This window comes from Kitasatospora sp. NPDC059088 (assembly GCF_042738155.1).
GTDB lineage: Bacteria > Actinomycetota > Actinomycetes > Streptomycetales > Streptomycetaceae > Kitasatospora.
The window spans coordinates 9,193-21,948 of sequence record NZ_JBHYGR010000124.1; the positions used below are offsets into that span (position 1 = coordinate 9,193).

Consider the following 12,756-nt stretch of genomic DNA (forward strand, 5'->3'; position numbering starts at 1 on the left):
GGGGGGCGCCCCCCCCCCGCGCCCCCCCCGGGGGGCTGCCGCGGGGGGGGGCGCGCGCCCCGCGCCCGGCCCGGTCGGGGGGGGGGGACCGGATCACCGGTCCCGCCCCTTCCGTGTCCCCGGGGCCGGGAGGCCCTCAGCAGCAGTCCTGGACCACCAGCCCGGCGGGCAGCTGGTCCCCGCCGAAGACCGCGACGGTCGCCGGGTCCCCGCCGAGCGCGGCGACCGCGAGCAGCAGCGCCCCGGCCGTCCAGGTGGTGCGCTCCTCGGGCCAGATCGCGTCGTCCTCGAAGACGTACCCGGTCCAGTACGAGCCGTCCTCGTGCCGCAGGTGCCGCTGGATCCAGCGCAGGATGTCCACCGCGCGGTCGGACTGGCCGATCGCCCAGAGCGCGAGCGCCAGTTCGGCGCTCTCGCCGCCGGTCACCCACGGGCGGTCGCTGACGCAGCGCACGCCGAGGCCGGGGACGACGAAGCGCTCCCAGTCCCGCTCGATCCGCGCCACCGCCGCGTCGCCGCGCAGGCCGGTGCCGAGCACCGGGTAGTACCAGTCCATCGAGTAGCGGTCCTTGTCGAGGAACCGCTCGGGGTGGTGGGCGATGGCGTGCCGCAGCCGGCCGGCCGCGAGCTCCCAGTCGGGCTGCGGCTCCTCCAGGTAGTCGGCGACGGCCAGCCCGCAGCGCAGCGCGTGCAGGATGCTGGACGAGCCGGTCAGCAGCGCCTCCTCGGTGGCCGCGCCGTCCTCGCCGACCCGCCAGGCGATCGGGCCGCCGGGCAGCCGCAGGCCGACGATGAAGTCCAGCGCCCGCCGGACCACCGGCCAGATCCACTCCAGGAAGGCGTCGTCGCCGGTGCTGAGGTGGTGGTGCCAGACCCCGACCGCGATGTACGCGCAGAAGTTGCTCTCCTTGGCACGGTCGGTGACCGTGCCGTCGGTGTACGCGGCGTACCAGGAGCCGTCGGGGTTCTGCCGGGAGGCGAGCCAGCGGTAGGCGGCCTCGGCGGCGGCGTGCTCCCCGGCGGTGTCCAGGGCCATCGCGGCCTCGGTGTGGTCCCAGGGGTCGAGGTGGTGGCCCGCGAACCAGGGGATGGCACCGTCGGGGCGCTGCTCGGCCAGGATGCTGCGCACGGTGTCGGCCGCCTGCTCGGCGTCCAGCACCCCGTCGAGCAGCAGCACCTCGGGGACGGCGGCGGTCACTCCGCCCCGCCCGGCGCGCGCTCGACCTTGTTCGGCTTGGAGGCGTAGGCGACGAAGCTCTTGCCGATGAGCGGGTTGAGCGCCTTCTCGGCGGCCTTGGTGATCGAGCTGATCACCGGGGTGCCGACGATGTCCCAGACCAGCAGCTGGTGGTAGGCCTTGACCGGCAGCGCCTTGTCGTTGTCCACGCCGACCGCGCACTTGATCCACCAGTACGGCGAGTGCAGGGCGTGCGCGTGGTGGGTGCCGTACGGCTCCAGGCCGGCGTCCTTGAGCTTGCCGAGCAGCTCGTCGCCCCGGTAGATCCGGATGTGGCCGCCCTCGACCTCGTGGTACTCGTCGGACAGCGCCCAGCAGATCTTCTCCGGCAGCCAGCGCGGCACGGTGACGGCGATCAGGCCGCCCGGCTTGAGGACCCGGAACATCTCGTCGAGCACGCCCTTGTCATCGGGTATGTGCTCCATCACCTCGGAGATGATGATCTTGTCGAAGTAGTCGTCCTCGAACGGCAGCGCCAGCGCGTTGCCCTCCATCGCGACCGCCGACGCGCCCTCGGGGGCCTCGCCGGCCAGCTCCATCGCCGCGAACCACTTCTTGACCTCGGCGATCTCCTCGGCGTTCTGGTCGAGGGCGATCACGTTGGCGCCGCGGCGGTAGCACTCGAACGCGTGCCGGCCCCCGCCGCAGCCCAGGTCGAGCACCCGGTCGCCGGGGGCGAGCGGGAAGCGCGAGAAATCGACGGTCAGCACTGCAGGGCTCCCATTTCTATTGCCACCAAGCGTTCTTGACGCTTCGTCAGGTCACACTCGCCTCAACCCCCGGAGCGGCTCGCTCACGAGCCCGCCCCTCAGGGCACGTACCGCCAGCCCGGCCCGGAGCGGGCCCGGGCGCCGACGCCGGTGGCGATCGCCGCGCGGTAGGCCTCGGCGGTCAGCTCGGCGGCCCGCTCCCAGGTGAACCGGGCCAGCACCCGCTCGCGGCCGGCCGCGCCGAGCTCGGCGCGCAGCTCCGGGTCGTCCAGCAGCCGGCCGAGCGCGGCGGCCAGGGCGCCCGCGTCCCCCGGCGGCGCCGCCAGGCTGGTCCCGCCGTCCGGCCCGGCCACCTCGGGGATCGCCCCGCCGGTGGTCGCCACCAGCGGGGTGCCGGTGGCCATCGCCTCGGCGGCGGGCAGCGAGAAGCCCTCGTACAGCGACGGGACGCAGGCGACCTCGGCCGAGCGGTACAGGTCGACCAGCTCGCGGTCGCTCAGCCCGGTGCGGAACTCGATGTGCTCCGCCAGCCCGAAGCGGCGCACCGCCTCGGCCACCGGCCCGTCCTCCTTCTGCGGCTTGCCGACCACCACCAGGTGGGCGTCCCGCTCGGTGCGGACCTTGGCCAGCGCCTCGACCAGGAACACCAGGCCCTTGAGCGGCACGTCCGCGCTGGAGGTGGTGACGATCCGGCCCGGGACCCGCTCGATCCGCGCCGAGGGCGACCAGAGCCGGGTGTCGGCGCCGATCGGCACCACCGAGATCGCGCCGGGGGCGGCGCCCAGGTGCTCGGCGATCTCGCGCTGCGAGGTGCCGGAGACGGTGATCACGTGGTCCAGCCGGGCCGCGACCCGGCGCTGCATCCGGGTGAAGGCGTACCAGCGGCGCAGCGACAGCCGCTTGCCCCGGGTGGTGGCCGCGTCCAGCTCCAACTGCCGGTCCACGGTGATCGGGTGGTGGATCGTGGTGACCAGCGGGAAGCCGTGCCGGGCCAGGCCGAGCAGGCCGTAGCCGAGGGTCTGGTTGTCGTGCACCACGTCGTAGCGGCCCTTGTGCCGGGCCAGGTACTGCCGGGCGCGCAGCGAGAAGGTGAGCGGTTCGGGGAAGCCGCCGGTGCGCATGGTGGCGAACTCCAGCACGTCCACCGGGCCGCGGAACTCGCCGCGGGCGGGGGTGCGGAAGGGGTCGTCGGCGCGGTAGAGGTCCAGGCTGGGCAGCTCGACCAGGCGGACCGAGCCGGGGCCCTCGACCTCGTCCAGCACGGGGTAGGGCTGGGCGCCGATCACGTCCACGTGGTGGCCGAGCCGCGCCAGCTCCCGGGAGAGGTGCCGTACGTACACGCCCTGACCGCCGCAGAACGGGTCCCCGCGGTATGACAGCAGGGCAATCCGCAGCGGCTGCGCGGTCATCCTCGGCCCTCATCTCTGGCTGCTATCGGTGCGAGCGGCGCCCAACGGTGGCACCGGTCGCTAAAGTAGATCAGGTTTCAGTGGCTGTGGAACTCGTCATCGACCGTGTGAACAATGAGAGACCTCGAAGATACCGGCCCGTAGCTTTCGCTCAGGAGCCAGGGCTGGTGATTCCCGCCACGCCGGGCCCGACCGACCGCGGGTCGCCTTCGGGTCGACCTTTCTGGAGCACGCCGCCACCCACGCGCCCCCGGGAGCACCCTTGCCGTCGCCGACCACGTCCGTGAGCCCCGCCTCCCCCGCACCGGGCGAGCCGCCGCTGTCCGCGCGCCAGGCCGAGCGGCGCCGCCGCATCCTGCGCGCCGCCACCGCGCTGGCCGCCCGCGGCGGGTACGAGGCGGTGCAGATGCGGGAGGTCGCGGAGAGCGCCCAGGTCGCCCTCGGGACGCTGTACCGGTACTTCCCGTCCAAGGTCCACCTGCTGGTCGCGGTCATGCTGGAGCAGCTCCAGGGGCTCCAGGAGCACATCCGGCGGCACCCGCCGACCGAGCCGGAGCCTGCCCTGCGGGTCGCCGACGCCCTCACCCGGGCCTTCCACGCGCTCCAGCGCGAGCCGCTGCTGGCCGAGGCGATGGTCCGGGCGCTCAGCTTCGCGGACCGCTCGGTCGGCACCGAGGTGGACCAGGTCAGCGCCGCCACCGGACAGCTCATCCTGGACGCGATCGGGCAGTCCGGCCCGCCCAGCGAGGGCCAGCGCGCGGCCGTCCGGGTGATCGAGCACACCTGGCACTCGGCCCTGGTCGCCTGGCTCTCCGGGCGCGCCTCGATCGCCGAGGTCCGGGCCGACCTGCACACCGCGGCCCGGCTGCTCGCACTGCCCTGACCGCCCCGGCCGGCGGGACGGCCACCGGGGGCGATTACTGGAACCTGTTCCAGCTCCCCGCCGCTCCGGCCGACCCGCGCGCCGCGGCCCGGCGGTTAGAGTCGACGGGCAGCACAACTCCATCCCGCTCCTCCCCCGGGGGAAGCCGGTGCGAATCCGGCGCTGACCCGCAACCGTGAGCCCGACCGCGCCCCCCGGCGCCCCGGGCGAGCCGGGGCACCCGGGGAGGGACGAGCGGCGCCGGGCACCCGCACCCGCCCGGCACCCGTCGAGGACTACGGAACGGCCCCCGCCGGGGCCCGCCACCGCTCACCGAAAGGCACACCGCACCATGCTGACCGCCGCCCGCCTGGGCGCCGCCGCCCTGTCCGCCGCGCTGCTCGCCGGCCTCGCCGCCGGACCGGCCCTCGCCGACAGCCCGTCGCCCACGGCCGCCGCCACCCCGGACGGCCTGTACGGCAAGAGCGACCCGACGTACGACGGCGTCTGGCGGCAGTCCCTCGCGCTCACCGCGCTGACGGCGGCCAAGGTCACCCCCGCCGACTCCGCCGTCGACTGGCTCACCGGACAGCAGTGCGAGGACGGCGGCTGGCCCTCCTACCGGGCCCCCGGCGCGGCCTGCGACCCCAAGACCGAGGACAGCAACGCCACCGCCGTCGCCCTCCAGGCCCTGGTCGCCGTCGGCGGGCACCAGCCCGCCGTCGACAAGGGCCTCCAGTGGCTCAAGGCCAACCAGAACGCCGACGGCAGCTGGGCCTACAACCCCGGCAACCCCGGCGACGCCAACTCCACCGGCCTCGTCGTCAACGCGCTGTTCGCCGCCCGGACCGACCCGGCGAGCATCGCCAAGCCCGGCACCGGCGGCGCCGCCGGGAAGAACGCCTTCGACGGCCTCGCCCGCTTCCAGCTCGGCTGCGCCGCCCCCGCCGACCAGCGCGGCGCCTTCGCCTTCCAGCCCGACCCGGCCGCCGGCACCCTCGCCCCCAACACCCTCGCCACCGCCCAGGCCGCCCTCGCCGCCGCCGGCGGGCACCTGCCGGTCGCCTCCTCGGTGCACGCCGACGCCACCGCCAAGCCCCTCGCCTGCGCCGACGGCTCCGCGCCCGCCACCGTGCCGCACGCCGAGGCCGGCGAGGCCGTCAGCGCCTACCTCGCCGCCCAGCTCGGCTCCGGCGACGGGCACCTCACCCTCACCACCCCCGGCGCCGAGCCCAAGCCCGACTACACCGCCACCGCCTGGGCCGCCCTCGCCCTCGTCCAGAGCGGCCACCCCGACGAGGCCACCGACGCCGTCGACTGGCTGGAGGGGCAGGGCGCCACCTGGACCAAGAACGGCACCGACGCCGCCGCCACCGCCACCCTCCTGCTGGTCGGCCAGGCCACCCACCGCGGCGACGCCGCCCTCACCGGCCAGCTCACCGCCCTCGGCCCGGCGCCCAAGGCCGAGGCCGCCTCGACCACCGCCACCCCGGCGAAGAAGAAGAGCGACGGCATCGGGCAGTTCTGGCTGATCATCGTCGGCCTCCTGATCGGCGTCGGCGGCGGGCTGCTGCTCAGCCTCCAGCGCAAGCGCAACCCGAAGCTCTGATGCGGGCGCAGCGTGACGTCGCCGGGGGCCGCGGCCCCCGGCGGGCACCGGCCGCCCTGCTGCTCGCCCTGCTCGGCACCCTGGTGCTGCTGGCCTGCGCCACCCCGGCGCAGGCCGCCGGGTACCGGTACTGGTCGTTCTGGCGCGGGGCCGACGGCGGGGCCTGGACGTACCAGCAGCAGGGGCCCGCGATCTCCGTGCCGCCGGACGGCTCGGTGGACGGCTGGCGGTTCGCCCTCAGCCCGGACGGCGGACAGGACGCCGCCCGGCCGCGCACGGCGTCCGGGTTCGACGGGATCTGCGCCGCCACCCCCGCCCAGGACGGCCGCAAGCGGGTCGCCGTGGTACTGGACTTCGGCACGGCCCAGGACGCCGGAGCGTCCACCGCCGCGCCGTCCGGGTCGCGGACCGCCTGCGCGAGCGTCGCACCGCGCGCCACCTCGGCCGAGGTGCTGGCCGCCGTCGCCCCGCCGCTGCGCTACGAGTCCAACGGGATGCTGTGCGCCATCGCCGGCTACCCGGGGGCCGGTTGCGGCGACCAGGTGGACGCGGGCGCCGCCCAGCCCAAGGCCGGCGCCGACGGCGGCAGTAGTGGCAACAGCGGCAGCGGCCCGGACCTCGGCCTGGCCGCCGGCGGCGCGCTGGTCGCCGTCCTCGCCGGTGGCGCCGTCTGGCAGGCGCGCCGCCGCCGTCACTCCTGAGGCGTGCCGTGACACGCCCCGACCCCGTTCCCAGGACAGATCCGTGAGCAGCACCACCCGCAGCACCCGCAGCACCCGCCCGCCCGTCGGACCGCGCCAACTGCACCCCGGGGCCTGGTGGTTGTGGGCACTCGGGCTCGGCGCGGCGGCGACCCGCACCACCAACCCGGTGCTCCTGCTGCTGCTCGCCGCGACCGCCGGGTACGTGGTCGCGGCGCGCCGCGGCGACGCGCCCTGGTCGCGTTCGTACGGGGCGTTCCTGCGCCTCGGACTGCTGGTGCTCGGCATCCGGCTGGCCTTCGCGGTGCTGCTCGGCTCCCCCGTCCCCGGCACCCACACGCTGTTCGGCCTGCCCGAAGTCCCGCTCCCCGCCTGGGCGCAGGGGGTGCGGATCGGCGGGCGGGTCACCCTCGAAGGCGTGCTCGCGGCACTGTACGACGGGCTGCGGCTGGCCACCCTGCTGGTCTGCGTCGGCGCCGCCAACTCGCTGGCCAGCCCCGCCCGGCTGCTGCGCGCCCTGCCCGGCGCGCTCTACGAGGCGGGCGTGGCCGTGGTGGTGGCGATGACCTTCGCGCCGAACCTGGTCGCCGACGTACGCCGGCTGCGCGCCGCCCGCCGCCTGCGCGGCCGCAGCGACCAGGGCGTCGCGGCCGTGCTGAGCGTCGGACTCCCCGTCCTGGAGGGCGCGTTGGAGCGCTCGATCGCCCTGGCCGCGGCGATGGACACCCGCGGCTTCGGCCGCACCGCCGACGTGCCGCGCCGACTGGCCCGGGTGACGGCCGCGCTCACCCTGGCCGGGCTGCTCGGGGTCTGCCTGGCCGCGTACGGACTGCTGACCGCCGGGGGCGCCGGCTGGGCGCCGCCGGTGCTGCTGCTGGGCCTGGCCGCCGCCTTCACCGGACTGCTGCTCGGTAACCGACGGTCCGTCAGATCCCGCTACCGGCCCGACCCGTGGGCGCTGCCGGAGTGGCTGACCGCCGGGTCCGGGGTCGCCGCCGCCGCCCTGTTCAGCTACCTCGGGACACGGGATCCGGCCGCCTTCGCCCCCACCGTCGTCCCGCCGACCGTCCCCGAGCTGCCGCTGGCCGCCGTCCTGGCCGTACTCCTCGGCCTGGTACCGGCCTTCGCCGCCCCGACCCCGCCCCGGAGGGCATCGTGATCACCTTCGAGCAGGTCTCCGTCCGGTACACGGACTCCGCCGCCCCGGCGCTGGCGGGCGTCGACCTCACCGTGCCCGAGGGCGAACTCTGCCTGCTGGTGGGCCCCTCGGGCTCCGGCAAGTCCACCCTGCTGGGCACCGTCAGCGGCCTGGTGCCGCACTTCACCGGCGGGGTGCTGCACGGCCGGGTCACCGTCGGCGGCCGGGACACCCGCGAACACCGGCCGCGCGAACTCGCCGACCTGGTCGGCACCGTGGGCCAGGACCCGGCGGCGCACTTCGTCACCGACACCGTCGAGGACGAACTCGCCTACGGCATGGAGTCGCTGGGCCTGCCCGGCGACGTGATGCGGCGCCGGGTCGAGGAGACCCTCGACCTGCTCGGCCTCGCCGACCTGCGCGACCGCGCCCTGGGCTCGCTCTCCGGCGGCCAGCAGCAGCGCGTCGCGATCGGCTCGGTGCTCACCGTGCACCCGCGCGTCCTGGTCCTGGACGAGCCCACCTCGGCACTCGACCCGGGCGCCGCCGAGGAGGTGCTGGCCGTGCTGCAACGACTGGTGCACGACCTGGGCACCACCGTGCTGATGGCCGAACACCGGCTGGAGCGGGTCGTCCAGTACGCCGACCAGGTGCTGCTGCTGACCCCCGGCGGACCGCCCGTCCTGGGCGAACCCGCCGAGGTGATGGCGCACTCCCCCGTGCACCCGCCGGTGGTCGGCCTCGGCCGGCTCGTCGGCTGGCGGCCGCTGCCGCTGTCCGTCCGGGACGCCCGGCGCAAGGCCGCCGCGCTGCGCGCCGACCTGGACGGGCGCGCGCCCGGCGCCGTCACCGTTCCCGACGCCGCTCCGATCGCCGACTGCGCCCGCCTGGCCGTACGGCGCGGCCCGGTCCAGGCCCTGCGCGGGGTCGACCTGACGCTGCGCCCCGGCGAGATCGCCGCCCTGATGGGCCGCAACGGCGCCGGCAAGTCCACCCTGCTCGGCAGCCTGGTCGGCCTGCACGCCCCCGACTCCGGCCGCGTCACCGTCGGCGGCCGCACCCCGCACCGCACCCGCCCCGCCGAACTGATCCGGCAGGTCGGCCTCGTCCCCCAGGACCCGCGCGACCTGCTCTACGGGGAGAGCGTCGCCGCCGAGTGCGCCGCCGCGGACGCGGACGCCGGGGCCGCCGCGGGCACCTGCCGCACCCTGGTCGGGCGACTGCTGCCCGGCATCGACGGCACCGCCCACCCCCGGGACCTCTCCGAGGGCCAGCGGCTCACCCTCGCCCTCGCCGTCGTCCTCACCGCCAGGCCCCCGCTGCTGCTCCTGGACGAGCCGACCCGCGGCCTGGACTACGCCGCCAAGGCCCGGCTGGTCGAGATCCTGCGCGGGCTCGCGGCCGAGGGGCACGCAGTCCTGCTGGCCACCCACGACGTCGAGCTCGCCGCCGAACTCGCCCACCGCACCCTGATCCTGGCCGAGGGCGAGATCGTCGCCGACGGCCCGACCGCGGAGGTGGTGGTCTCCTCCCCCGCCTTCGCGCCGCAGGTCGCCAAGGTGCTGGCGCCCGGACCGTGGCTCACCGTCCGGCAGGTCGCGGAGGCACTGAACGCATGAGCAGCCGACCCGTACCGCTCGGCCGCCGCTCCGTCGCGGCACTGTCCCTGGTCTCCCTGGTCGGCGTGACGGCCTTCGGCTGGCCGCTGCTCGCCTCCACCGGATCGGCCCTGGTCGGCCACTCCGCCGACGCGCCGTGGCTGTTCGCCCTGCTGCTGCCGCTGCTGCTGGCCGTCGTCATCGCGCAGATCTCCGAAGGCCGTACGGCGGGCGGCGGGGCGCCGGGCCTGGACGCCAAGTCCGTCGCCCTGCTGGGGGTGCTGGCGGCGGCCGGCGCCGCGCTGCGGCCGCTGGGGGCGGGGACGGCGGGCCTGGAGCCGATGTTCTTCCTGATGGTGCTGTCGGGGCGGGTCCTCGGCCCCGGCTTCGGCTTCGTCCTCGGCTCGCTGTCGATGTTCGCCTCCGCGCTGCTCACCGGCGGGGTCGGACCGTGGCTGCCGTTCCAGATGCTCGCCATGGGCTGGGTCTGCCTCGGCGCGGGCCTGCTGCCCGGCCCGGCCGCGCTGCGCGGCCGCCTCGAACTGCTGCTGCTCGCGGGGTACGGCGCCGTCTCCGCCGTCCTGTACGGCACGATCATGAACCTCCAGGGCTGGCCGTACATCGGCGGCCTGGCCGGCTCCATCTCCTTCCACCCCGGCGACCCGCTGTCCGCCAACCTGGTCCGCTTCGCCGCCTACTGCCTCACCACCTCCCTGGGCTGGGACCTCCCGCGCGCCGCCCTCACCGTCGTGCTCTGCCTCACCCTCGGCACCCCCGTCCTGCGCGCCCTGCGCCGCACCACCCGCCGGGCGGCCTTCGACGCCCCCGTCGACTTCCGACCGCCGCTAGGGTGACCGTTCGAAGCGTCCGCCAGAACGGGAGTCCACCCCAGTGTCCGCAGAATCCCCCGGCTACGAGGCCGACTCCGACACCGAGACCGACACCGACCAGGACGACGATCCCTGGATCACCGCGTACTGCCCCGTCGACCCCGAACTGGCCGCCCGGCTGGTGGCGATGGCGGACCTCGACTGGACGGACGGCGACGTCGGCGAACGCGCGATGACCGACGCCGGCTGGCACTCGACCGGCGACCACCTCGGCGAGCTGAACGAGAAGGCCTGCACACCGGCGGGCCACCTCGCGTACGGCGACGACTGCCTCTTCCTGCCCTTCGCCTACGAGTACTACGTGCACCCCGACGGCGGGATGGCCGAGGACTTCTGGGGCACCCTCCCCGGCTGGCGGAGCAGCACCGACCAGGAGACCGACACCTTCACCGAGCAACTGGACGCCGCCGCCGCCCGGTTCACCACCCTGCTCGGCCCGCCCGACCACGACGTCAGCCACGAACGGCGACCGCACTCCGGCAGCGTCCGGCGCTACCGCGTCTGGCGCCGCGGCGACAACGCCCTGGTGGTGGCCCCGGGCCTGGACCCCTTCTCGTACTCCCAGTTCGAGCACGCCTTCGTCCAGATCCGCCCCCTCCCGGCGGCGGCGCCGCTGCCGCCCGCCGAGGAACTGGTCGACTTCTTCACCTGGTAGTCCTCCCGACCTGCGCCGGTGGCACTCAGCGGTCCGGAGCTCCCCAGTCCAGGGCGGACCGGGCCAGGGCGGCGAGCCCGAGCGCGGCCGGGAGTTCGACGAGGAACGCCATCGCGAGGGCGGTGTACCAGGCGCCGCCGCCCTCGGCGGTCATCACGTCGAACCAGGCGTCGAGGAGGAGCAGGGTGGCGGCTGCGGCGGCGGCCAGGGCGGTCAGGCGTGAGCGCCGGACGAGCAGCCTGGCGGTGGCGATCAGGCCGGCGACCTGGAGGACGTCCATGCCGATCCACACCGTGGACCAGTTCCTGACCTCGGCCTGCCCTCGGGTGGCCGACCCGAGGACCAGGATCCAGGCGAAGAGCAGGACCGAGACGGCGATCAGCGCCCCGCCCAGGAGCGTGCGGGAGCGCTCCGCCGTCGGGTCTGCCGATCCCAGGCGGTCGAGCGCCGCCCGCACCGGCCGACCGTCCCCCGTTGTCGTTCTCATGATCGAGAATCTACCCACCCCCTCGCGGGACCCGGCGGGCGGTGCCCGGGGGGCCAGGACCGCACCACCCCGGGGCGACGCCCCGGCGCCCCGCTACCATCGCCCGGTCGTGATCGACGGAGGGGGTACGACGTGGGACTGATCCAGCACTGGCGGGACTCCAAGGCGCAGGAGCTGCACCGGGAGGGCATCCGCCTGCTCAACCGGGGGCGCGCGCGGGACGCGGAGCCCGTGGCGCGCGAGGCGGTCCGCATCCGCTCGAAGGTCTTCGGCCCGGACGATGCCACCACCCTGGCGAGCCGGGTGGTGTGGGCGCGCGCACTCGGCGGCCTCCAGCGTCATGCCGAGGCGGAGGCCGAGCTGCGCGAGGTGCTGCGGCTGGCGCCCGACCCGACCGCCCGGGGCGAGCTCGTCCGCTGGGCCCGGCTGGGGCTCGCCCAGGTCCAGGTGCGGACGGGACGGGCCGAGGAGGCGCGGGCCGAGGCGGCCCTCCTCCTGGAACTCACCGGTCGGGCCGACGTCGAGTACACCCGCGCCGCGCTGGCGATCGAGGCTGCGGCACTCAGCACGCTCGGCCGCCACGCCGAGGCGGTCACGCGCTGGACGGAGCTGGAGGCGGCCGCCACCGCCACCGCGGGCGGGGGCAGTCCCCAGGCGCTCAAGGCCCGGTCCGACCGGACCCAGGCACTCGTCTACCTGGGCCGCTTCCAGGAGGCCGAGGCGCAGGCCCGGGCGCTGATGGACGTCGCGGCCTCGGGCGGTCCCGGTGGCGTGCTGCTCGGGATGGCCGCGCGGAACGCCCTGGTGCTCTCGCTGACGGCCCGCGGCCGGGCGGTCGAGGCCGAGGCCGAGGCCCGCACCGCCGTCGGACACGCGGCGGGCATCGCGGGCCTGGACGCCCGCTTCCTCCTCACCGCCCGGCTCGGCCTGGCCCGCGCCCTGAACGCGCAGGGCCGCCACGACGAAGCGCTGTCGGCGCTCCGCCCCGCGCTCGAACACACCACGCCGGACCCCGTCGGCGAGGAGGAACTGGAGGCCGCGCTCCACCTCGTCGCGGCGGTCACCCTGCTCGGGCTGGGGCAGGACGCGGCGCCGTCCCTGGAGAAGTCCTCGGAGCTCTGCCGGCGCACGCTCGGGCCGAACCACCACCGCGCCCTGGAGGTCGGCACGCTCCGGGGCCGGGTCCTCGCCGCCCAGGGCCGCCTGCCGGAGGCCCGCGAGGTCCTCCGGACCAACGCCGCCGCTTGGCAGGAGCACTTCGGCGAGGGCCACCCGAGGACGCGGGCGGCGCAGCAGGCCCTGGCCGAACTGGGCTGACCCCGCCCCAGCCCCCGCCGCGACACCGCCGCGCGCCCCCCCCGGGGGGGGGGGGGGGGGGGGGCCCGCCCCCCGCGCCCCCCCCCCGCGCGCCCCCCCCCCCCCCGCCCGCCCCCCGCCCGCCGGGGGGGGGGCGCCGGGCG

The 12,756-nt window shown here is 76.2% G+C and carries 12 protein-coding genes and 1 riboswitch; of the genes, 8 read left to right on the top strand and 4 right to left on the bottom strand.

Translation table 11 applies throughout. The features are described from left to right. Positions 1-136: 136 nt before the first annotated feature. From ACFWXO_RS36300 to ACFWXO_RS36310, 3 genes are all read right to left on the bottom strand, one after another. Positions 137-1,198: a prenyltransferase gene (locus ACFWXO_RS36300; RefSeq protein WP_375887942.1), complete on the bottom strand. Its 1,062-nt coding sequence runs from the start codon at positions 1,196-1,198 to the stop codon at positions 137-139. Continuing rightward, positions 1,195-1,947, bottom strand: a complete 753-nt coding sequence (locus ACFWXO_RS36305) for a class I SAM-dependent methyltransferase (RefSeq protein ID WP_380529463.1) — start codon at positions 1,945-1,947, stop codon at positions 1,195-1,197. The genes ACFWXO_RS36300 and ACFWXO_RS36305 overlap by 4 nt, the downstream gene beginning before the upstream one ends. Positions 1,948-2,045: 98 nt before the next feature. Further along, positions 2,046-3,356, bottom strand: a complete 1,311-nt coding sequence (locus ACFWXO_RS36310) for a glycosyltransferase family 4 protein (protein WP_380529465.1) — start codon at positions 3,354-3,356, stop codon at positions 2,046-2,048. Positions 3,357-3,618: 262 nt separating this feature from the next. Between ACFWXO_RS36310 and ACFWXO_RS36315 the strand changes: the two genes are divergently transcribed. The 7 genes from ACFWXO_RS36315 to ACFWXO_RS36345 all read left to right on the top strand — a co-directional run bounded on the left by ACFWXO_RS36315 (position 3,619) and on the right by ACFWXO_RS36345 (position 10,809). Beyond that, positions 3,619-4,239, top strand: a complete 621-nt coding sequence (locus tag ACFWXO_RS36315; RefSeq protein ID WP_380529467.1) for a TetR family transcriptional regulator — start codon at positions 3,619-3,621, stop codon at positions 4,237-4,239. A gap of 139 nt (positions 4,240-4,378) precedes the next feature. Continuing rightward, positions 4,379-4,460: riboswitch (cobalamin riboswitch) on the top strand. Positions 4,461-4,570: 110 nt separating this feature from the next. Next, on the top strand, positions 4,571-5,827 hold the full coding sequence (locus ACFWXO_RS36320) for a prenyltransferase/squalene oxidase repeat-containing protein (RefSeq protein WP_375887931.1): 1,257 nt from the start codon (positions 4,571-4,573) through the stop codon (positions 5,825-5,827). Continuing rightward, positions 5,827-6,528 (top strand): SCO2322 family protein, encoded by a 702-nt coding sequence (locus ACFWXO_RS36325; protein WP_380529469.1) that lies wholly within the window; start codon positions 5,827-5,829, stop codon positions 6,526-6,528. The genes ACFWXO_RS36320 and ACFWXO_RS36325 overlap by 1 nt, the downstream gene beginning before the upstream one ends. A gap of 43 nt (positions 6,529-6,571) precedes the next feature. Further along, positions 6,572-7,687, top strand: coding sequence for an energy-coupling factor transporter transmembrane protein EcfT (locus ACFWXO_RS36330; protein WP_380529471.1), 1,116 nt, complete (start codon positions 6,572-6,574; stop codon positions 7,685-7,687). Then, on the top strand, positions 7,684-9,285 hold the full coding sequence (locus ACFWXO_RS36335; RefSeq protein ID WP_380529473.1) for an ABC transporter ATP-binding protein: 1,602 nt from the start codon (positions 7,684-7,686) through the stop codon (positions 9,283-9,285). Before ACFWXO_RS36330 ends, ACFWXO_RS36335 begins: the two co-directional genes overlap by 4 nt. Then, positions 9,282-10,118, top strand: a complete 837-nt coding sequence (locus ACFWXO_RS36340) for an ECF transporter S component (RefSeq protein WP_380529475.1) — start codon at positions 9,282-9,284, stop codon at positions 10,116-10,118. The genes ACFWXO_RS36335 and ACFWXO_RS36340 overlap by 4 nt, the downstream gene beginning before the upstream one ends. A 37-nt stretch (positions 10,119-10,155) precedes the next feature. Next, on the top strand, positions 10,156-10,809 hold the full coding sequence (locus tag ACFWXO_RS36345) for a hypothetical protein (RefSeq protein ID WP_380529477.1): 654 nt from the start codon (positions 10,156-10,158) through the stop codon (positions 10,807-10,809). Positions 10,810-10,834: 25 nt separating this feature from the next. Here the strand turns inward: ACFWXO_RS36345 and ACFWXO_RS36350 are convergent, their stop codons facing one another. Beyond that, a complete protein-coding gene (locus ACFWXO_RS36350; RefSeq protein WP_380529479.1) occupies positions 10,835-11,296 on the bottom strand; it encodes a hypothetical protein in 462 nt (153 codons plus the stop codon). 132 nt (positions 11,297-11,428) lie between these two features. Between ACFWXO_RS36350 and ACFWXO_RS36355 the strand changes: the two genes are divergently transcribed. Further along, the gene (locus ACFWXO_RS36355) at positions 11,429-12,613 is read left to right on the top strand and encodes a tetratricopeptide repeat protein (protein ID WP_380529481.1); all 1,185 of its coding nucleotides are present in this window, start codon (positions 11,429-11,431) and stop codon (positions 12,611-12,613) included. Positions 12,614-12,756: the final 143 nt, after the last annotated feature.

Coding starts and splice junctions, on each gene's coding strand:
- ACFWXO_RS36310 (WP_380529465.1), bottom strand. CDS start 3,356: ATGACCGCGCAGCCGCTGCGGATTGCCCTGCTGTCATACCGCGGGGAC.
- ACFWXO_RS36320 (WP_375887931.1), top strand. CDS start 4,571: ATGCTGACCGCCGCCCGCCTGGGCGCCGCCGCCCTGTCCGCCGCGCTG.
- ACFWXO_RS36325 (WP_380529469.1), top strand. CDS start 5,827: ATGCGGGCGCAGCGTGACGTCGCCGGGGGCCGCGGCCCCCGGCGGGCA.
- ACFWXO_RS36340 (WP_380529475.1), top strand. CDS start 9,282: ATGAGCAGCCGACCCGTACCGCTCGGCCGCCGCTCCGTCGCGGCACTG.
- ACFWXO_RS36350 (WP_380529479.1), bottom strand. CDS start 11,296: ATGAGAACGACAACGGGGGACGGTCGGCCGGTGCGGGCGGCGCTCGAC.